We start from the raw sequence: 19,763 nt of genomic DNA on the forward strand, positions 1-19,763 counted from the left end.
CCGGCGGACGATCAATAGAACGCCTGGATACCCGTTTGCGCGCGGCCCAGGATCAGGGCGTGCACATCATGGGTGCCTTCGTAGGTGTTGACCACTTCCAGGTTCACCAGGTGGCGGGCTACGCCGAACTCGTCGGAGATGCCGTTGCCGCCGAGCATGTCGCGCGCCAGGCGGGCGATGTCCAGGGCCTTGCCGCAGGAGTTGCGCTTCATGATCGACGTGATTTCCACGGCGGCGGTGCCTTCGTCCTTCATGCGGCCCAGGCGCAGGCAGCCTTGCAGGGCCAGCGTGATTTCGGTCTGCATGTCGGCCAGTTTCTTCTGGATCAACTGGTTGGCGGCCAGCGGGCGGCCGAACTGCTTGCGGTCCAGGGTGTATTGGCGGGCAGTGTGCCAGCAGGCTTCGGCGGCGCCGACGGCGCCCCAGGCGATGCCGTAGCGGGCGGAGTTCAGGCAGGTGAACGGACCCTTCAGGCCGGAAACGCCGGGCATCATCTGCTCATCGGACACTTCCACTTCGTCCATGACGATTTCGCCGGTGATCGAGGCGCGCAGGCCGACCTTGCCGTGGATGGCCGGGGCCGACAGGCCCTTCATGCCCTTTTCCAGGATGAAGCCGCGGATCTTGCCGTCGAAGTCGCCGCCGACGCACTTGGCCCACACCACGAAGACGTCGGCGATGGGGGAGTTGGTGATCCACATCTTGTTGCCGGAAACCTTGTAGCCGTCGGACGTCTTGACGGCGCGGGTTTCCATGCCGCCGGGGTCGGAGCCGTGGTTGGGTTCGGTCAGGCCGAAGCAGCCGATCCATTCGCCGCGGGCGAGCTTGGGCAGGTACTTCTGCTTTTGCGCTTCGCTGCCGAATTCGTTGATGGGAACCATCACCAGGGACGACTGCACGCTCATCATGGAGCGGTAGCCGGAGTCGATGCGTTCGACTTCGCGGGCGATCAGGCCGTAGCTGACGTAGTTCAGGCCGGCGCCGCCGTATTCGGTGGGGATGGTGGCGCCCAGCAGGCCCAGTTCGCCCATTTCGGAGAAGATCGCCGGGTCGGTCTGTTCATTGCGGAACGCGTTCAGGACGCGCGGAGCGAGCTTGTCCTGCGCATAGGCGTAGGCAGCGTCGCGCACCATGCGTTCTTCTTCGGTCAGTTGCTGGTCCAGCAACAGGGGATCTTGCCAGTGAAAGGAAGGATTCGAGGACATGCTGGGTCTCCGCTATGGATTTCCGTATTCGGAATGCTAGAAAGTTTAAACCTAAAATAAATGGGACGGCAAGCTGCCGGTTTCCCGGCGCGCAGGGCGCGCCGCCGGCGCCTGCCGTGCCCTTGCCGTATCAGTGCTGCGCCTTCAGGGCCGCGTCGCGGATCTTTTCCAGGGTCGTGGTCGGCGTGATGGTTTCCGGATCGATGAAGCAGTGCAGGATCGCCGGCTTGCCGCTGGCCAGGGCGCGTTCGAAGGCCGGTCCGAATTGCTCGGTGGTCTCGACGCGTTCGCCGTGGCCGCCAAAGGCGCGCGCGTAGTCGGCGAAATCGGGGTTTTTCAGCGCGGTCGCGGAAACGCGGCCGGGGTAGTGCTTTTCCTGGTGCATGCGGATCGTGCCGTACATGCCGTTATCCACCAGCACCACCACGATGGGCAGGTCGTACTGCACGGCCGTGGCGAATTCCTGGCCGTGCATCAGGAAGCAACCGTCGCCGGCGAAGCACACCACCGTCTTGTCGGGCCAGACGCGCTTGGCGCCCACGGCCGCCGGCAGGCCGTAGCCCATGGAGCCCGAGGTGGGCGCCAATTGCGTGCCGTAGCGGGTAAAGCGGTGGAAGCGGTGCAGCCAGGTGGCGTAGTTGCCGGCGCCGTTGGTCATGATGGCGTCGGCTGGCAGCGTCTTTTCCAGATAGGCCATGACCTGGCCCATCTGCAGCGCGCCGGGTGTCGTGACCGGGGCGGGATCGCTCCATTTCAGGTGCGACTCGCGCATGGCTTGCGTGCCTTCCGCCCAGACGGGCTTGGCGGGTGCCTTCAGGCCGGCAAGCGCCTGCGCGAACGCGGCGGGTGAGGTATTGATGGCCAGCGTGGGGCGGTAGACGCGCGCCAGCTCGGCGGCGTCGGGATGCACGTGCACCAGCTTCTGCCTCGGCACCGGGATGTCCAGCAGGGTATAGGCCTGGCTGGGGCTTTCCGACATGCGGCCGCCCACCAGCAGGACCAGGTCGGCGTCGGTGACGCGCTGGAGCAGGGCGGGATTGATGCCCAGGCCCACATCGCCGATGAAGCAGGGGTGGTCGGCGGGGAACAGCATCTGGCGGCGGAACGACACCGCCGTGGGCAGCGCGTGGCGCTGCGCGAAATCGGCGAATTGCTGCACGGCGCGGGCGTCCCAGCGCGTGCCGCCCAGGATGGCGACCGGATGCTTCGCTTCGGCCAGCAGCTTTTCCAGATCGGCCAGTTGCCCGGCGGAGGGCGCGGAGTCGATGACTTCGTAGCGGGGCGCGTCGGCCACGGCCGCCGCTTCCACCAGCATGTCTTCGGGCAGGGCGATGACGACCGGACCGGGGCGGCCCGAGGTGGCGATGTGAAAAGCGCGCGAAATCAGTTCGGGAATCCGTTCGACCTGGTCGATTTCGGTGACCCACTTGGCTTGCGTGCCGAATACGGCGCGGTAATCCATTTCCTGGAAGGCTTCGCGCTCGCGCATGCCGCGTTCGATCTGGCCGACGAAGAGGATCAGGGGGGTGGAGTCCTGCTTGGCGATGTGCACGCCGGCCAGCGCGTTGGACGCGCCCGGGCCGCGGGTCACCATGCAGATGCCGGGTTCGCCGGTCAGCTTGCCGTGGGCGTCGGCCATCATGGCCGCGCCGCCTTCCTGGCGGCATACCGTGACCTTGATGTCCGCGTCGTGCAGGCCGTCCAGCACCGCGAGGTAGCTTTCGCCGGGAACGCAGAAAACATGTTTGACGCCCTGCGCAACCAGCTGGTCGACCAGGATGTGTCCGCCAAGGCGGGATTTTTGCTGGGACATGGGGGTGGTAGTCATGATGAGCCGAGGTTAGGACATCCGAGCATAATGTTCCTCGATCGCACAATGCAATTGATAAAATTGCACAATCTATTGACCCACCGGCACGACATGCCATGTTGCGCCGCGGCAAGCGCAGCGCCCCCGCGCGCGGCGGCGAGCCTCGGCGGCAGGACGGTTCCCGCTCCATGAGAAACGGTATTCCCAACCTGAGCGCCCTGCAGGCGTTCGAAGCTTCGGCCCGCCTGGGCAGCTTTTCCCGCGCGGCCGAAGAACTGTCCCTGACGCACAGCGCCGTCTACCGGCAGGTGGCCAGCCTGGAGTCGCGCCTCGGGGTGCAGCTGTTCACCCGCGTGAGGCGGCGCATCGTGCTGACCGATCACGGGGCAGAGTACGCCGGCCGCATCCGGCATCACCTGGACCAGATCGAAAAAGACACCTTTGGCCTGGTCAGTCGCACCGGCATGGGCCGCAGCATCCACATTGCGGTGGTACCCACCCTGGCGACGACCTGGCTGATTCCGCGCCTGGCCGACTTCCAGCGCGAGCACGGCGACATCACGGTCAGCCTGTCGGTGCGCACGCTGCCTTTCCAGTTCAAGGACCAGCCTTTCGACGGCGCGCTGTATCACGGGGACGGATTGTGGCCGGGCACCCAGGGCGTGCTGCTGTTTCCCGAGCGCGAGCTGGTGCCGGTGTGCGCGCCCGAGCTGGCGGCGCGCCCGCTCGAGCCCGGCGCCGGCGCGCTGGCCGGCATGACCCATCTGCACCTGGCCTCGCGTCCGGATGCGTGGCGGCAATGGTACGGCGCCAACGGCTGTCTGTACGGGCCCCAGGCCGCAGGCGGGCCGCGCTATGAGCTGTTCACCATGGTGATGGCGGCGGTGCAGGCCGGGCTGGGGGTCGGCCTGATGCCGCGCTTCTTGGCGCAGCCGGCGCTGGACCAGGGTACGCTGGCGATGCCGGTGCCGCAGGCGCTGGCGGTCAGCCAGGGGTACTACTTCGGGTATCCGCTGCGCAGCGAACGCTCAGAGGCGTTGAAGCTCTTCGAGACCTGGCTCAAGGCGGCCGCCGCGGGCGTGGGCGAGCGCTGAGCCGTAGAATCCTCCATCATGTCCGACACCCGCCCGCCACTCGCCTCTCAGGCCGATATCGACGCTTTCATCGACGCCGTATGGCTCGAGGACGGCCTGTCGGCCAATACCCTGGCCGCATACCGGCGCGACCTGACCGGTTTTGCGCGCTGGCTGGAAGACCCCGAAGCCTACGCCCGCGAAATGGCCGATCGCCATGGCGACGCGGCGCATCCGCATGCGCTGCCGGCGGGGCCGGCCAAGCCCCTGCGCGATGCCGGCAAAGGCGACATCGAGGCCTGGTTTTCCTTCCGCCACGAGGAAACGCGGGCGACCACCGCCAACCGGCGGCTGGCCGCGTTGCGCCGTTTCTATGCCTGGGCCCTGCGCGAACACCGGTGCGAGCGCGATCCCTGCCTGACGCTCGTCGCCGCCAAGCAGCCGCCGCGCATGCCCAAGACCCTGTCCGAGCAGCAGGTGGACGCCTTGCTGCGCGCGCCCGATCTGGAACAGCCCAGGGGCCTGCGCGACCGCGCCATGCTGGAGACCCTGTACGCGACCGGCCTGCGCGTGTCCGAACTCGTGGGCGTGCGGACCCTGGACGTGAGCCTGAACGAAGGGGTGGTGCGCGTGGTGCTGGGCAAGGGCGGCAAGGACCGGCTGGTGCCCCTGGGCGCGGAGGCGGCGCACTGGATCGACCGCTACCTGAAGGCCGGGCGGCCGGAGCTGCTGGCGGGCCGCGTGAGCGATGCGCTGTTCATCACGGGCCGGGCCGAACCGATGTCGCGGCAGGCCTTCTGGCAGCTCGTGAAAAAGTACGCCCTGCTGGCGGACGTCCGCGCGCCGCTCTCGCCGCACGTCCTGCGGCATGCGTTCGCCACGCACCTGCTGAACCACGGCGCGGACCTGCGCGTGGTGCAGATGCTGCTGGGCCACGCGGATATTTCCACCACGCAAATCTATACGCACGTCGCGCGCGAGCGCCTGAAGGCGTTGCACGCGGCGCATCACCCGCGCGGCTAGCCGCGCCTGTCCCCACCGATTCTTTTAGCTGTCCCGCATCCTCCATGAGCAAAGCCCGCCATATTTCTGAAACTCCGGCCACCCAGTTCCTCAAGCAGCACAAGGTCGCCTATACGGAACACACCTACGATTACGTGGACCACGGCGGCGCCGGCGAGGCCGCGCGCCAGTTGGGCCTGGACCCGCACGCGGTGGTCAAGACGCTGATCATGGAAGATGAATCGGCCAAGCCCCTGATCATCGTCATGCACGGCGACCGGGAAGTCTCCACCAAGAACCTGGCCCGCCAGGCCGGCCTGAAAAAGATCGAACCCTGCAAGCCCGAGGTGGCGCAGCGCCATTCCGGCTACCAGGTGGGGGGCACGTCGCCTTTCGGCACGCGCAAGAAGATGCCGGTGTGGGTCGAATCGGAGGTGCTGGACTATCCGGTCGTCTACATCAACGGCGGCCGGCGCGGCTATCTGATCGGGATCGATCCCAAGGTGCTGGTCAGCCTGCTGGGCGCGAAAGGCGTGTCCGTCGCGCTGGAGTCGTAGCGGCAAGCGGCGCGCTTGCGGTATCCCGATACCACCTCCCGGCCCGATGGCGGCGCCACAATAGGTCTACAAAACCCGGAACCCGCCCCGCGGGGTGGTCAACCGGTTTCCAGCCATCCCTAGGAGACTCACATGAGCAAGCGCTTGTTGATGCTGGTCGGCGACTACGCCGAAGACTACGAAACCATGGTGCCGTTCCAGATCCTGCTGGCGGTGGGGCACACGGTGCACGCGGTGTGCCCGGACAAGAAGGCGGGCGATACCGTCGCCACGGCCATCCATGATTTCGAGGGTGGGCAGACCTACACCGAAAAGCGTGGCCACAATTTCACGCTCAACTACGATTTCGACCGCGTCGAGCCCGCCTCCTATGACGGCCTGGTCATCCCCGGCGGACGCGCGCCGGAGTATCTGCGCCTGAACGAAAAGGTGCTGGACATCGTGCGCGCCTTCGACCAGGCCAAGAAGCCCATCGCGGCCGTGTGCCACGGAGCGCAACTGCTCGCCGCCGCGGGGATCCTGAAGGGGCGCACCTGCTCGGCCTATCCGGCGTGCGCACCGGAAGTCCGCCTGGCCGGCGGCACGTACGCTGAGATCGGAATCGACCAGGCCTACACCGACGGCAATCTGGTGACGGCGCCCGCCTGGCCTGCCCATCCCGCCTGGATGTCGCAGTTCCTGGCGGTGCTGGGCACCAAGATCGTCCCCTGAGGCTGGGGGGTCCCCCCCAAAAACCTCACGCTGGCGCGCTACGCGCTTGCTGCCCCCCGAGGGAGGCGTTTTTTGCCTTGGGGCGGCCCGGCGGCAAAAAAGAAAAAGCGCCTGGGCAGCCCCAGGCGCTTTTGGCTTGCCTGCCGCGCGTTGCGGTCAGGCGAAGTCGAGCACGATGCGGCCTTCGATCTGCCCGTGGCGCATGCGGTCGAAAACGTCGTTGATGTTCTCCAGGCTCTCGGTGGCGACGGTGGCGTGCACCTTGCCCTCTTCGGCGAATTGCAGGGATTCCTGCAGGTCCAGGCGCGAACCGACGATGGAACCGCGCACCGTGATGCCGTTGAGCACCATGTCGAAAATCGACAGCGGGAAGTCTCCCGGGGGCAACCCGTTGAGCGCCACGGTTCCGCCGCGCCGCACCATGCCCAGGGCCTGCTCGAACGCCTTGGGCGATACCGCCGTAATCAGCGCCCCATGGGCGCCGCCGATTTCGCGTTTCAGGTAGGCGGCCGGGTCGGTGGTTTTGGCGTTGACTGTGACCTCCGCGCCGAGACGGCGGGCGAAATCCAGCTTGGCGTCGTCGATGTCGACCGCGGCGACGTTCAGGCCCATCGCCTTCGCATATTGCACGGCCATGTGGCCCAGGCCGCCGATGCCGGAAATTACCACCCAGTTGCCCGGGCGGGTGTCCGTCATCTTCAGCCCCTTGTACACGGTAACGCCGGCGCACAGCACGGGCGCGATGTCGACGAAGCCGACGTTCTTGGGCAGCAGGCCCACGTAGTCCGCGGCGGCCAGCGCATATTCGGCGAAGCCGCCGTTCACCGAATAGCCTGCGTTCTGCTGCTGTTCACACAAGGTTTCCCAGCCGCCCAGGCAATGTTCGCAGTGCCCGCAGGCGGAATAGAGCCACGGGATGCCGACGCGGTCGCCTTCCTTCACGTGGGTGACGCCGGCGCCCACCGCCACGACGTGGCCGACGCCTTCATGCCCCGGGATGAACGGCGGATTGGGTTTGACCGGCCAGTCGCCCTCGACGGCGTGCAGGTCGGTATGGCACACGCCGCAAGCTTCGATCTTCACCAGGAGTTCGCCCGGACCCGGGCGCGGCACCGCGACTTCTTCGATTGCGAGGGGCTGGCCGAATGCTCGTGCCACCGCTGCTTTCATGGTTTTTTCCATCACTACCTCCGAAGTCAGATCAGTATTGATATCCTCGAACGCGTGCGCTTTCCCGACCATGATTTATATCAATGCGCAGGGAAGGGAGGGCGGCTGGAAACGTGTGGTTTCAGAATCGAGGATAGCGGGTCCGGATTTCCGGCCGGCGCCTCGTCTTGCCGGCGCGCCGCCAAACGGCGTACAGTGAGCCGTAGGCGTCCCGGCCCGGGCGCGCGCCTTGCCCAGAGCTCCAGGATCTCCCATGTGTGAAATCTTCATCCGCGCCAGCGAGCAGTCCTATACCCCCGAAACCCGGTCCTTGCGCCTGCATGGCGTGGCCACGAGCCTGCGGCTCGAACGCCTGTTCTGGCAGGTGCTGGAAGAGATCGCGGGCCGCGACGGCATGCGCGTGACGCAGCTGATCGAACGCCTGTACGACGAACTGATCGAGTACCGCGGCGAGGCCGCCAACTTCACCTCTTTCCTGCGCGTATGCTGCTTGCGCTATCAACTGCTGCAGGCCGAGGGCAGGATCCCGCTGGACGCTGGCGTGCCGATTCGCTCGCTCAATGCCCAGGCCGTGCTGGAAGGGTTGCCGCCCTCGCTGTACGACGCGGAGCCCCTGCGCCCGAAGCGCAAGGCCGCCTAGCAACGCACCGGCGGCCAGGCGCCGGCACGGAGGCAAGCGCGCTCACGCCATGCGCGGCGCCGCGGATCGCGGCGTTGGCCCCGGCTAAAAAAAGAAAAGGGCCCGATCCAATCGGGCCCTTCGCTTGAAGGCGGGCAACGCAGGGGCGTTCAACCGCCAGACTCGATCGAGGCCAGCGCCACCTCGCTTTGCACGATGCGGCGGATGCGCACGGCATCGCCGATGCGCGAGAGCTTGCCCTGGGAGTCCAGCAGCACGATGGCCAGATCACGGCCATTGATGCGGGCCAGCATCACCAGGCATTCCCCGGCTTCGTTGATGTAGCCGGTCTTGGAAATCTTGATGTCCCAATCGGGCTTGCGCACCAGTAGGTTGGTATTGCGGAACGTCTGCGTGCGGTTGTTGATCTCGACCTCGTACTCGGTATCGGTGGAGTAGCGATGGATCAGCGGACGCTGCGAGGCGGCGCGCAGCAGGCGGGCCAGGTCGTGCGGCGAAGAGACGTTGTCGCTGGACAGGCCGGTGGGCTCGATGAAGCGCGTGCTGGTCATGCCTAGCGCCTGCGCCTTGGCGTTCATGGCGGCCACGAAAGCGGGCAGGCCGCCCGGATAGTGGCGGCCCAGCGCGTTGGCGGCGCGGTTTTCCGACGACATCAGGGCCAGGTGCAGCATATCGCCGCGCGACAGCTTGGTACCCACGCGCAGGCGCGAGGTGGTGTGCTTGAGGCCATCGACGTCATCGTCGGTGATCTCCAGCATTTCATCCATGGGCAGGTTGGCGTCCACGACGACGACGGCGGTCATCAGTTTCGAGATGGAGGCGATAGGGCGCACGACATTTTCGTTCTTGGCGAAGATGACCGTGGACGTTTCCAGGTCTTGCACGTAGGCGGTGCTGGAGCGCAGGGCGGCGGCCTCGGCGCGCGCGGAGACGGCGGGCGGCGGCATGGCGGCGGCGCTTGCCGCGGCGGCGGCGCGCTGCGCGCGCGACGGCTTGTTCGGCTTGCCGTTCCTGCCCGTGGCGCCGCCCTTCTTGGACGGCGTGCCCTTCGCGGCCACCTGCTTGCCACCCTTGGGGGCGGCGGCCTTCTTGCTGGAAGATGGCTTGGGCGGGGCTTTTTTGGCGGACGAGGATTTGGGCGGGGCCTTCTTGGCGGTGGGGGAGGCTTTCTTGGGTGTCGAAGCAGCCTGTTTGCCGGAACCGGCCTTGGCGGCCGGCGCCTTCTTGGCTTGTTGCGCCTTGCAGGCCGACGACTTGGCGTTGGTCTTGCAGGGATCGGAATTCTTGGCCGCTTGCGCGGCGGGGGGCAGGAGCGCGCACATCGCCAGCGCCACAGGCGCTATCGCGTTCGCAATCGCACGTTTCCAGGAAAATGCCATGGTTTGAGCAGGCTTGTCAGTCTGTGAAGAAATGTTTCTTAAGCCGGCGTTCTATCGGGCCAGAAAAAGTCCAGATGAATTAGAGGCTTACGCGTCGAATTTAAACAGCAATTTCAAGTGATGCGCAAGGCGATTCGCTATCATCGCTGAAAAAAATATCGGTGACGTATTGACGTCGCTTCAATTCGTCACAAGACGCGTCACGAGACGCTAACGGCGCTCCGCGCGTGAGCGTAGCCCGGATTAACCCTCATTTGGCTGAACGGGCGGGGGCGGATGGGGGTGCAGGGGGGAGAGGAAGGCATCGGAACCGACGCCGGAAGTGGCCTCGCCGGGTGGAATCGAACCACCAATTGACCCTTAGGAGGGGCCGGTTATATCCATTTAACTACGGCGAGACTCGTACAAACCGACTGCGCGGGCCGCCGAAACTGCGGTGCATCGGCGGCGCCCATAGATTTGAGACCAGGATTCTAGCATCTGGTGCCCGCGGAAATGGCCCTTCGGCCAGGTCCGGGCAAAGCGGCGCCCGCCGGGGACTTGTATATGATGTGCGGATCCGGCCCCTGAGCCGGACCGCTCCGAGGAGGGGGCGGAAAACCAAAAACAACGAGACACGGGTTTCATGTCTAGCCAATCCGATACGATTTCAATGCGCACCATTGCGCTTGGCACGCTGGTCGTGCTGCTCGCCATGGGGGTACGCGCCACTTTCGGCCTGTTCATGCAGCCGATGGGCCTGGCCCAAGGCTGGGGCCGCGAGGTGTTTTCCATGGCCTTCGCGCTGCAGAACCTGGTGTGGGGCGTGGCCTGTATCTTCATGGGCATCCTGGCAGACCGCTATGGCTCGGGCCGCACCATTGCCCTGGGCGCGGTGCTGTATATGCTGGGCATGATCGGCACGCGGTTCGCCACGGATGAAACCACGCTCTACCTGACCGCCGGCGTGCTGGTCGGCCTGGGCCAGGCGGGCACGACCTTCCCCGTGATCCTGCCCGTCGTGGCCCGTTCGGTGCCGCCCGCCTACCGCAGTACGGCCATGGGTATCGCCAGCGCGGGCGGCTCGATGGGGCAGTTCGCCGTCGTGCCCACGGGCCAGATGCTGATCAGCGGCCTGGACTGGACGGGGGCGTTGTGGGTGCTGTCGCTGTTTGTCGCTTGCGGCGCGCCGCTGGCCTACTTCCTTCGCGGCCGGCCGCAGGTTCATGGGGGCCCGCAGCAATCGCTGGCCTCGGCGGTCAAGCAGGCCGTGCGCCATCCTTCGTTCCATTTCCTGTTCTGGAGCTACTTCGTCTGCGGCTTCCATACGGCCTTCATCACGCTGCACCTGCCGGCCTACGTCACCGATGGCGGCCTGACGGCGGGGCAGGGCGCCACCGCCATCGCGCTGATCGGCCTGTTCAACGTGCTGGGCTCGTTCTATGCCGGCAAGCTGGGCGGCAAGTACAGCAAGAAGCGCTTGCTGGCCGTGGTGTACGGCATGCGCGCCTTCGGCATCCTTCTGTTGCTGTGGATGCCGTTGTCGCCCTGGGTGCTGTATGCCTTCGCGGCCTGGATGGGCCTGTTCTGGCTGGGCACCGTGCCGCTCACGCAGGGGCTGATCGGCCAGATCTATGGCTTGCGCTACGCGGCAACCCTGTCTGGCATTGTCTTCCTGGGCCACCAGCTCGGCAGTTTCATCGGCGTCTGGCTGGGCGGATATGCCTACGCCAAGACGGGCAACTACGACCTGGTGTGGTGGCTGGGCGTGGCGCTGGCCATCATGGCCGCACTGCTGTGCCTGCCGGTGCGCGAGCAGCCCGTGGCCCAGCCGGTTCCCGCCTGACGCCGGCATGCCCCAGGAGCCGCGATGACTTCCAATCCGCCCGCCTCTCCCGCTTCTCCCGCCCGCCGCCATCGCGGCTGGCGCGTGGCCGGGATGCTGGCCCTAGCCGCGGTGCTGGGGCTGGCGTTCTGGGGCTACAGCACGCCCGAGATGCAGATCCAGTGGGAAAACCTGGCAGCCCTTTGCGGGTTCTAGCGTAAACCGGCGCCAGGCGCGATTTCCGCCTTCGGCTCGCGGTATCCTACGGCGGTGTTTTTCTCCGTCATTGGTGCCGCCTCCGGGCCGGTGCCCTGGGTGCCCATGCAGGACACATCGCCTTCCTATCCCGATCTATCGCTGCCGGACATCGGCGGCATGCCCGCGGCCGGCACGCTCGTGCTGACGGTGAACAATCGCCTGTCGCGCCGGCTGACGCTGGAATTGGCCGGCCTGCTGCGCCAGGAGCGCCAGGTCAGCGAGCTGCCGCGTATCCTGCCGTTATCCGCCTGGCTGGCCGAGTCGGCCAATGAACTCGCGTTCGAAGCGGATGACGGCGTGCCCGCTTACCGGCTCGACAGCTTCGCCACGCAGCTGGTATGGACCGAGGCGATCCGGACGGAAGAGGCCGAGCGCGTCCTGCTGGACGCCAGCCAGGCCGCGCGCCTGGCCATGGATGCGGACCTGCTCATGGACGAGTGGGAGCTCCAGGTCCCTTCGGGCGCCGACACCGATGAATACCGCGGCTTCGCGAAATGGCGCGAGCGCTATCGCAAGACGCTGGCGGGCATCGACGCGGAAGACGCCAATCAGGGCTATGCCCGGGTGTTGCGGGCGCTGGAGCAAGGGTGCCTGGCCACGCCCCGGCAACTGGTGCTGGCGGGCTTCACGGATCTGTCGCCGCGTTTCCGGCGGCTGCTGCAGGCCTTCGAAGCGCAGGGCACCGTTGTGGCGCAGTGGCGCGACGCACAGCGGGCCGCCGCTGCGGCGCAGCGGTACATAGCGGCGGACCAGGGGGCGGAATGGCGCGCCGCGGCCGCTTGGGCGGCCGGCTCCCTGAAGGCGCATCCCCAGGGCCGCTACGCCATCGTGTCGCCCCAGCTCGAGGCGGAATCGCCCTTTGCCCGGCGGGTGTTGAGCCAGGCCCTGGCCGGGCACGGCGGCGAGCCCGCCTACGCCTTCAACGTCGCCGTGGGCCGGCCGCTGAACGAATGGCCCATGGCGCGCGCCGCGCTGGCCTGGCTGCGCGCCCTGGCCGAGTGCGCTACGGGCAAGGACTGCGGCGTGGACGTGCTGGGCGCGGCCCTGCTGGCGGGGCATTGCGCCGGCGACGTGCGCGACCGCGCCCGGTTCGCCGCCATGGACGCGCGCTGGCGCCGCCAGGCCCGCCTGCACGTGAGCCCGCAGGAGTGGCGCAAGTTATTGGCGGACACGCCGCTATTGGCGCAGGCCTGGAACCAGGCCATGGAGATCTGGACGCAGGGCGGCAAGCAGGCCACTTGCGACGTCTGGATGCTGCGCATGAAGGCCGCATTGACGGCGCTGGGGTTTCCGGGCGAAGCCGTGCTCGACAGCGTGGGCTATCAGGTGATGGGCGCGTTGGGCGACGCCCTGGGCAGTTTTTCGGCACTTGCGCCGGCCGCCGGCCGCCTGGGCGGATTGGCCGCCGTGAACCTGCTGGAGAGCGTGGCGCGGTCCGCCTCGTTCCAGCCGCAGCGCGACCCGCTGGCGCGCCTGGACGTGCTCGGTCTGCTGGAGGCGGAAGGCGGCTATTGGGACGGCGTCTGGATTCTGGGCCTGACCGATGACGTGCTGCCGGCCTCGCCCAAGCCCAACCCCCTGCTGCCGCTGGCCGTGCTGCGCCAGGCCAAGGCGCCGCGCGCCACGCCGGAGCGCGAACGCGAATGGGCGGAGGGCATGTACGCCGCGCTGTGCCGCTGCGCGCCGGACATCATCGTCAGCCATGCGCACATGGATGGCGAACGCGAGTTGCGCCCGTCGCCCCTGATCGCGTCCGCGGCGCTGGCGGAGTGGGCGCCTCCCGCGGCGGCCGCGGTGGCGGCGCTGCCGCAGGAATCGCTGGACGACGCCCAGGGGCCGCCCCTGGCCGCGGGCAACCGGGGCGGCGGCGGCCTGGACGTGCTCGACACGCAGGCCCGAAATCCCTTGTGGGCCTTCGTGCGGCATCGCCTGGGCGGACGCGAACTCGCGCCCTATGCGGACGCCGCCACCGTGAACGTGCGCGGCCAGTTCCTGCACAAGGCGCTGGAGCTGCTCTGGGGCATGATGCCCGACCAGGAAACGCTGCACGAGGTGATGGCGGCGGGGCGCCTGCCCGCCTTGCTGGAACAGGCGGTGGCGCAGGCCGCGGAAGAAGAACTGCGGGACTACGCGCCCGCCTTGAAAACGCTTGAATGCCAGCGCGCCCAGGCGGTGCTGGCATCGTGGCTCGACCTGGAGGCGCAGCGCCTGCCGTTCGCCGTGGCGCAGGTGGAAAAGAACCACCAGTGGCAGCGCGGCGCGCTTACGCTGAAATTGCGGCTCGACCGCATCGACAGCCTGGACGACGGCCGCAACGTCATCGTGGACTACAAGACCGGCGTGGCCGCCGCCAAACCCGAGCCGGACTGGTCGCGCAGCCGCCCCGTGAACGTCCAGCTGCCGTTCTATGCGTCGGTGCTCGCGGACGCCGCTGGCGGCGACGTGGCGGGCCTGGTTCTGGCGCAGGTCCATGCGCGGCAGGTCGCCGCGCAAGGCCTGGCCGACGAAGACCTGGGCATGCCGGGCGTCACCCTGGCCAGCGAAAGCAAGTATTTCGACGGCCTGACGTGGACGCAGATACGCGAGCGCTGGCGCGTGGCGATCGAGGCGCTGGCCGACGAATATGTCGCGGGGTATGCGGCCAATGTGGCCTATCGCCGGGACGACCTGAAATACTGCGATGCATTGCCGTTCCTGCGTTTGCATCTGGACGACGAGGACGCATGAGCCATGGCTGAACAAGAACGCCTGCCGCACGACCACGCCGCGCGCGCCGCCGCGCTGGATCCGACACGTTCGTTCCTGGTGCAGGCGCCGGCCGGCTCGGGCAAGACCGAACTGCTGACGGACCGGATTCTTGCGCTGCTGGCCACGGTGAACCGCCCGGAAGAAATCGTCGCCATCACATTCACCCGCAAGGCCGCCTCCGAAATGCACGCGCGCGTGCTGAGCAAACTGCGCCGCGGCCTGGACGGCCCGCCCGAGGCCATGCACGAGCGCCGCAGCTGGGAGCTGGCACGCGCGGCGCTCGCGCGCAATGCGGAGCAGGGCTGGCACCTGCTTGAACACCCGGCGCGCCTGGCCATCCGTACCATCGACTCTTTCTGCGCGGGGCTGGTGCGCAGCATGCCCTGGCTGTCGGAACTGGGCGGCATGCCCGAGATCACCGACGATGCGCGTGCCCACTACGAAGCCGCCGCGCGCGCCACCCTGGAGCTGGCGGACGACTACGAGGCCGTGCGCATCCTGCTCAAGCACCTGGACGTGGACGTGCAGGCGGCCAAGGAGGCCATCGCCGATATGCTGGGGCAGCGCGATCAATGGCTGCCGCTGCTGCGCCACGGGTCCGACCGCGAGGCGATGGAGGCGACGCTGGCCGAGGCCATCGGCGAAGACCTGGACGCGCTCTGCGAGGCCATGCCTCGCGGCTGGGCCGACGCGCTTTGCGGCCCGGCCCGGCTGGCCGCCGCCCACCTGCAGGACGGCGACGAGGAAAACAAGCTGTTGCCGCTGCTGGACTGGACCGACGACTTGCTGCCCGACGCCGGCCTGCTGGACCAGTGGCGGGCCGTGGCGCACCTGTTGCTGACCGGCACGGGCACTCTGCGCAAGACCGTCAACAAGAACCTGGGCTTCCCGGCCAAGTGCGCGCACAAGGAACCCTTTGTCGCGTGGCTCGAGGCCGCCGACGCCCAGGCGCCCTGGGTACGCCGGCTCAACGCGGTGCGCGATATTCCCGCGCCGCATTTCACCGACGCGCAATGGGAAGTGCTGGGCGCGCAGCTGCTGACCCTGGCGCTGGCCGTGGCGCAGTTGCGGCTGCGTTTCGCCGACACCGGTGAGGTGGATTTCATCGAGATCGCCCAGCGGGCCGCGGCCGCGCTGGGCAGCGCAGACGATCCGGGCGAGCTGCTGTTGAAGCTGGACGCCTCGATCCGCCACCTGCTCATCGACGAATTCCAGGACACCAGCCAGACCCAGTTGGATCTGCTGCGCACGCTGACCTCGGGCTGGCAGGCCGGCGACGGCCGCAGCCTATTCCTGGTGGGCGATCCGATGCAATCCATCTACCGCTTCCGCAAGGCGGAGGTGGGGCTGTTCCTCGAAGTCGCCGAGATAGGCGTAGGCGAGCTGCAGCCGGACTTTCTAAACCTGACCGACAACTTCCGTTCGCAGGCCGGCATCGTGGACTGGGTGAACCAGTCGTTCGCCGAACTGCTGCCCAGGCGCAGCGACGCCGCCGCGGGCGCCATCACCTACAGCCCCTCCACCGCTTTCCACGAGGCGCTGCCGGAACCGGCTGTGCGCTTCCACCCGGCTTGGTCGCGCGAGGGCGCGGCGCCGGCGGAAGCGCAGGCCGAGGACATCGCGGTGGGGCTGGTGCGCCAGGCGCTCATCGATCACAAGGGCGCCAGGCATCCGGTCGCGGTGCTGGTGCGGGCGCGCAGCCATCTGGGCAATTTGACCCGCCGGCTGGCGCAGGAAGGCATCCGCTGCCGCGCGGTGGACCTGGTGCCCCTGGCGCTGCGGCCGGTGGTCGCGGATCTGGTGCAGCTGGTGCGGGCCCTGTCCCATCCCGGCGACCGTCTCGCCTGGCTGTCGGTGCTGCGCGCACCGTACTGCGGCCTGACGCTGACGTCCTTGCAGCGTCTGTTTGGCGACGACCACATCACGCCGGTGCCGGTCCTGCTGGAACGCGCCTTGCGCATCGCGCCGCAGGTTCAACCGGCCGCGGCCGCAGCGGGCGCCGGGCTGCAGGGCAGTTTGTTCGACGCCGCGCCCGAAGCGCCCGAGACGCCTGAAACGCCATCCGCGCAGGAGGCGCTGGGCGCGGACGAATTCGCGCGGCTGCGGCAGGTGGCGGGCATTCTGCTGGACAAGCGCAATGCATCGGGCGCCATGCCGTTCGCGGCCTGGGTGGAATCGCTGTGGCGCCGTCTGGGCGGCCCGGCGCTGTACGCGGGCGTGTCGGTGTCTAACGACGCGGAAAGCCTGTTCCGGCTGGTCGAGCGCCTGGCGCCGCATGGCGCCATCGATCCGGCCGCGCTGGACGCGGGGATCGCGCGGCTCTTCGCCGCGCCGGACGCGGCGGACGAGGAGGAAGGCGCGGTCGAGATCATGACCATGCACAAGTCCAAGGGCCTGCAATTCGAAACGGTCATTCTGTATGGCCTGCACCGCGCGCCGCGCGGCGACCAGGCGCCGCTCGTGCGCTTCGAGCAAAGCGGCGGCCGCGTGCTGTTCGGCCCGGTCAAGCCGCGCGCGGAAACCGAAGCCGACCCGGTATCGCGCTACCTGGGCGCGCGCGAGGCGCGCCGCGCCTCCTACGAGGTCGACCGCCTGCTGTACGTGGCGGCCACGCGGGCGCGCAAGCGCCTGCACCTGGTGGGCCACTTGTCGGTGGACGAGGCCAGCGGCCAGGTCAAGGCGCCGCCGTCGGCCAGCTTGCTGGGCCGCCTGTGGCCCTGTCTCGCTGCGCCCATGCCGCCGTCGCTGGACAGCGAGGCCGTGCCCGAGGCCGTGGACGGGCCCGAATGGCAAGGCGAACCTTTGCGGCGCGTGGACGGCGCGGGCCTCGCGCTGTTGTCGCGCACGGCGGACGAGGTGGCCAGCCCCGGCTTCGCCACTGCGTCGCGCGGTGTCTGGGGCGAGGGCGGAGAGCATCCGGCCTGGCAACTGGAAGCCGGCTACGACGCGGCCATCGGCACCTTGGCGCACGCCTGGCTGGCCCGCATCGGGCAGGACGGCGTCGGCACGTGGCCGGCGGAGCTCCTGGCCGAACGCCTGCCCGCGATGCGGCGCCAACTGACTCGGGCCGGCATTCCCGCGAGCCAGGCGGACGCGGCCTCGGAAGCCGTGCTGGAAACGCTCCAGGCCACGCTGGCCGACGAACGCGGCCTGTGGCTGCTGTCGCAATCCGGCGCACGCCGCGAATGGCCGCTGATCGATGCAGCGGGCAAGGTGTCGGTGATCGACCTTGCGCTCAGTACCGAAGACGGCTGGCTCATCGTCGACTACAAAACCGGCCGTCCCCACCCAGGCGAACTCCCCGAAGCCTTCGCCCAACGCATGCGCCAGCGGCACGGCGAACAGCTGCTGCGCTATTGCACCCAAGTGACCGCGCTGGACGGCCGCAAGGCGAGGGCAGCGCTGTACTTCCCCCGGGCGCGCGCTTGGATCGACTTGAAGCATTGAAGTGCTTGGGTCGGTGTCAGACACGGGCCGGAGTCAGGCGGCAAAGCGAAGCGAGCAGTGTGTCAGACACCCGGGCGGGCTTATGGGGTTTGTCAGGACGTCTCGTACGAGTGTCAGACACGGGGGCTGGAGTTAGGCGGCAAAGCGAAGCGAGCAGTGTGTCAGACACGGGCTGGGGTTAGGCGACAAAGCGAAGCGAGCAGTGTGTCAGACACCCGGGCGGGGGCATGGGGATTGTCAGAGCGTCTCGTACGGGTGTCAGACACGGGCCGGAGTTAGGCGGCAAAGCGAAGCGAGCATGCAAGGCAAAGCGAAGCGAGCCAAAAGGACCAGCGAAGCGAAGTCCCTCTCCCTCCCCCACGGGGGGAGGGCCGGGGAGGGGGCCCACATACCGCCCCTCGGGGCCCGCCACTTGAGATTCGAGCAAGCAAGCGAAGCGCAGCTCTGCTAGAATCTCAAGTGGCGGGCCCCTTCGCATGGTTCGACGGTGAACCTGGTCAGGTCGGGAACGAAGCAGCCATAGTCGTTTAGGGTCAGTGCCGGAGTAAGGCTCGCCAACCGGATTCTTCAAAACAAAGGGTCATGCCTATCATCATGGCCCTTTGTTTTCCTGAGGGGACGGGGTTATTTTTCAAGGATACGCTCCACGAAAATAAGCCCGTCCCCTTTGCATTTCAGGCCCCGCGAGGCGTGGGCGCCGAGGCCTACGCGCCGAACCCCAGGAGCTGGATCTGCCTTTTCGAGCCGGCTCCCGAAACAGGCTCTACAATCCACCCATGACTTATCTGGTACTGGCCCGCAAGTGGCGGCCGCGATCGTTCGATACCCTCGTGGGACAGGATCACGTGGTGCGCGCGCTGACGCATGCGCTCGACACGCAACGCCTGCACCACGCCTGGCTGTTCACCGGAACCCGGGGCGTGGGCAAGACCACGCTTTCGCGCATTCTGGCCAAATCGCTCAACTGCGAAACGGGCATCACGTCCAAGCCTTGCGGCGTGTGCCGCGCGTGCACGGAAATCGATTCGGGACGCTTCGTCGATTACCTCGAACTGGACGCGGCGTCGAACCGCGGCGTCGAGGAAATGACGCAGTTGCTGGAACAGGCGGTGTACGCACCGGGCGCCGGACGCTTCAAGGTCTACATGATCGACGAAGTCCACATGCTGACCGGGCATGCGTTCAACGCCATGCTCAAGACGCTCGAAGAGCCACCGCCCCACGTCAAGTTCATCCTGGCCACGACCGACCCGCAGAAGATCCCGGTGACGGTGCTGTCCCGCTGCCTCCAGTTCAACCTCAAGCAGATGCCGGCCGATTCCATCGTCGGGCACCTGCAGGCCGTGTTGGGGCAGGAAGAGGTCGGCTTCGAAGTGCCGGCCCTGCGGCTGATCGGGCAGGCGGCCTCCGGTTCGATGCGCGACGCCCTGTCGCTGACCGACCAGGCTATCGCCTATAGCGCCGGCAACCTGACCGAGGAGGCCGTGCGCGGCATGCTCGGCACCATCGACCAGCGGCACCTGGTGCGCCTGCTGGACGCGCTGTCCACGGGCGACGCCAAGGGCGTGCTGGCGGTGGCCGACGAACTGGCGATCCGCGGGCTGTCCTATGCCGGCGCGCTGGCCGACCTGGCGGTGCTGCTGTCGCGCGTGGCCATCGAGCAGCGCGTGACCGGCGTTACGCCGGCCGAGGATCCCCTGGCCGCCGACATCTCGCGCCTGGCACAGTCCCTGCATCCCGACGCCGTGCAGCTGTTCTATTCCGTGGCGGTGCATAGCCGTGGCGAACTGACGCTGGCCCCCGACGAATACGCGGGCTTCATCATGGCCTGCCTGCGCATGCTGGCGCTCAACGGCGATGCCGGTCCGCAGACCGCGCTGGAAGCGCCCGCCGCGCCGGCCCGCCAGGCGGCCGATCCGGTCGCCGCCGCTGTTGCGCCCGCCGTTGCGCCGCCGCCGG

General features: G+C 67.8%; 14 protein-coding genes, 1 tRNA gene and 1 other RNA gene. 11 read left to right on the forward strand and 5 right to left on the reverse strand.

What is annotated here, in order from left to right:
• Positions 1–11: 11 nt before the first annotated feature.
• The gene (locus tag AGI3411_RS22060; protein WP_129529463.1) at positions 12–1,205 is read right to left on the reverse strand and encodes an acyl-CoA dehydrogenase; all 1,194 of its coding nucleotides are present in this window, start codon (positions 1,203–1,205) and stop codon (positions 12–14) included.
• Between the two features lie 130 nt (positions 1,206–1,335).
• Positions 1,336–3,018 (reverse strand): thiamine pyrophosphate-binding protein, encoded by a 1,683-nt coding sequence (locus AGI3411_RS22065; protein WP_129529483.1) that lies wholly within the window; start codon positions 3,016–3,018, stop codon positions 1,336–1,338.
• A gap of 185 nt (positions 3,019–3,203) precedes the next feature.
• On the opposite strand from AGI3411_RS22065, the gene AGI3411_RS22070 reads away from it, so the two are divergent.
• The 4 genes from AGI3411_RS22070 to AGI3411_RS22085 all read left to right on the forward strand — a co-directional run bounded on the left by AGI3411_RS22070 (position 3,204) and on the right by AGI3411_RS22085 (position 6,358).
• Positions 3,204–4,109, forward strand: coding sequence for a LysR substrate-binding domain-containing protein (locus tag AGI3411_RS22070; RefSeq protein WP_129529464.1), 906 nt, complete (start codon positions 3,204–3,206; stop codon positions 4,107–4,109).
• 18 nt (positions 4,110–4,127) lie between these two features.
• On the forward strand, positions 4,128–5,111 hold the full coding sequence (gene xerD / locus AGI3411_RS22075; RefSeq protein ID WP_129529465.1) for a site-specific tyrosine recombinase XerD: 984 nt from the start codon (positions 4,128–4,130) through the stop codon (positions 5,109–5,111).
• Positions 5,112–5,155: 44 nt separating this feature from the next.
• Complete coding sequence (gene ybaK, locus AGI3411_RS22080) at positions 5,156–5,647, forward strand: Cys-tRNA(Pro) deacylase (protein WP_129529466.1); 492 nt, start codon at positions 5,156–5,158, stop codon at positions 5,645–5,647.
• A gap of 132 nt (positions 5,648–5,779) precedes the next feature.
• Positions 5,780–6,358, forward strand: a complete 579-nt coding sequence (locus tag AGI3411_RS22085; protein ID WP_129529467.1) for a DJ-1/PfpI family protein — start codon at positions 5,780–5,782, stop codon at positions 6,356–6,358.
• 156 nt (positions 6,359–6,514) lie between these two features.
• Here the strand turns inward: AGI3411_RS22085 and adhP are convergent, their stop codons facing one another.
• Positions 6,515–7,540: an alcohol dehydrogenase AdhP gene (adhP, locus tag AGI3411_RS22090; protein WP_129529468.1), complete on the reverse strand. Its 1,026-nt coding sequence runs from the start codon at positions 7,538–7,540 to the stop codon at positions 6,515–6,517.
• Between the two features lie 241 nt (positions 7,541–7,781).
• On the opposite strand from adhP, the gene AGI3411_RS22095 reads away from it, so the two are divergent.
• A complete protein-coding gene (locus AGI3411_RS22095; RefSeq protein WP_129529469.1) occupies positions 7,782–8,168 on the forward strand; it encodes a ribbon-helix-helix domain-containing protein in 387 nt (128 codons plus the stop codon).
• Positions 8,169–8,317: 149 nt separating this feature from the next.
• On the opposite strand, the gene pbpG is transcribed toward AGI3411_RS22095, so the two are convergent.
• Entirely contained in the window at positions 8,318–9,547 is a 1,230-nt protein-coding gene (gene pbpG, locus AGI3411_RS30435; protein WP_165359240.1) for a D-alanyl-D-alanine endopeptidase, read from the reverse strand.
• Between the two features lie 323 nt (positions 9,548–9,870).
• Positions 9,871–9,945, reverse strand: a tRNA-Arg gene (locus tag AGI3411_RS22110).
• A gap of 227 nt (positions 9,946–10,172) precedes the next feature.
• Here AGI3411_RS22110 and AGI3411_RS22115 point away from each other — a divergent pair.
• From AGI3411_RS22115 to dnaX, 6 genes are all read left to right on the forward strand, one after another.
• The gene (locus tag AGI3411_RS22115; RefSeq protein WP_129529471.1) at positions 10,173–11,372 is read left to right on the forward strand and encodes an MFS transporter; all 1,200 of its coding nucleotides are present in this window, start codon (positions 10,173–10,175) and stop codon (positions 11,370–11,372) included.
• 24 nt (positions 11,373–11,396) lie between these two features.
• Entirely contained in the window at positions 11,397–11,567 is a 171-nt protein-coding gene (locus AGI3411_RS30175) for a hypothetical protein (protein ID WP_165359236.1), read from the forward strand.
• Between the two features lie 105 nt (positions 11,568–11,672).
• Complete coding sequence (locus tag AGI3411_RS22120; protein WP_129529472.1) at positions 11,673–14,336, forward strand: PD-(D/E)XK nuclease family protein; 2,664 nt, start codon at positions 11,673–11,675, stop codon at positions 14,334–14,336.
• A 3-nt stretch (positions 14,337–14,339) separates the two neighbouring features.
• A complete protein-coding gene (locus AGI3411_RS22125; protein ID WP_129529473.1) occupies positions 14,340–17,804 on the forward strand; it encodes a UvrD-helicase domain-containing protein in 3,465 nt (1,154 codons plus the stop codon).
• A gap of 461 nt (positions 17,805–18,265) precedes the next feature.
• An RNA gene (gene ffs / locus AGI3411_RS22130) (signal recognition particle sRNA small type) lies at positions 18,266–18,363 on the forward strand.
• A 217-nt stretch (positions 18,364–18,580) separates the two neighbouring features.
• On the forward strand, positions 18,581–19,763 hold a 1,183-nt coding region (dnaX, locus tag AGI3411_RS22135; RefSeq protein ID WP_129529474.1), incomplete at its 3' end, for a DNA polymerase III subunit gamma/tau.

Origin of the sequence: Achromobacter agilis, from assembly GCF_900496965.1 — a bacterium.
Classification (GTDB): domain Bacteria; phylum Pseudomonadota; class Gammaproteobacteria; order Burkholderiales; family Burkholderiaceae_B; genus Achromobacter; species Achromobacter agilis.

Excerpts from the sequence above, each read along its gene's own strand:
- AGI3411_RS22060 (WP_129529463.1), bottom strand. The coding sequence starts at position 1,205 with ATGTCCTCGAATCCTTCCTTTCACTGGCAAGATCCCCTGTTGCTGGAC.
- AGI3411_RS22065 (WP_129529483.1), bottom strand. The coding sequence starts at position 3,018 with ATGTCCCAGCAAAAATCCCGCCTTGGCGGACACATCCTGGTCGACCAG.
- AGI3411_RS22070 (WP_129529464.1), top strand. The coding sequence starts at position 3,204 with ATGAGAAACGGTATTCCCAACCTGAGCGCCCTGCAGGCGTTCGAAGCT.
- xerD (WP_129529465.1), top strand. The coding sequence starts at position 4,128 with ATGTCCGACACCCGCCCGCCACTCGCCTCTCAGGCCGATATCGACGCT.
- ybaK (WP_129529466.1), top strand. The coding sequence starts at position 5,156 with ATGAGCAAAGCCCGCCATATTTCTGAAACTCCGGCCACCCAGTTCCTC.
- AGI3411_RS22085 (WP_129529467.1), top strand. The coding sequence starts at position 5,780 with ATGAGCAAGCGCTTGTTGATGCTGGTCGGCGACTACGCCGAAGACTAC.
- adhP (WP_129529468.1), bottom strand. The coding sequence starts at position 7,540 with ATGGAAAAAACCATGAAAGCAGCGGTGGCACGAGCATTCGGCCAGCCC.
- AGI3411_RS22095 (WP_129529469.1), top strand. The coding sequence starts at position 7,782 with ATGTGTGAAATCTTCATCCGCGCCAGCGAGCAGTCCTATACCCCCGAA.
- pbpG (WP_165359240.1), bottom strand. The coding sequence starts at position 9,547 with ATGGCATTTTCCTGGAAACGTGCGATTGCGAACGCGATAGCGCCTGTG.
- AGI3411_RS22115 (WP_129529471.1), top strand. The coding sequence starts at position 10,173 with ATGTCTAGCCAATCCGATACGATTTCAATGCGCACCATTGCGCTTGGC.
- AGI3411_RS30175 (WP_165359236.1), top strand. The coding sequence starts at position 11,397 with ATGACTTCCAATCCGCCCGCCTCTCCCGCTTCTCCCGCCCGCCGCCAT.
- AGI3411_RS22120 (WP_129529472.1), top strand. The coding sequence starts at position 11,673 with ATGCAGGACACATCGCCTTCCTATCCCGATCTATCGCTGCCGGACATC.
- AGI3411_RS22125 (WP_129529473.1), top strand. The coding sequence starts at position 14,340 with ATGGCTGAACAAGAACGCCTGCCGCACGACCACGCCGCGCGCGCCGCC.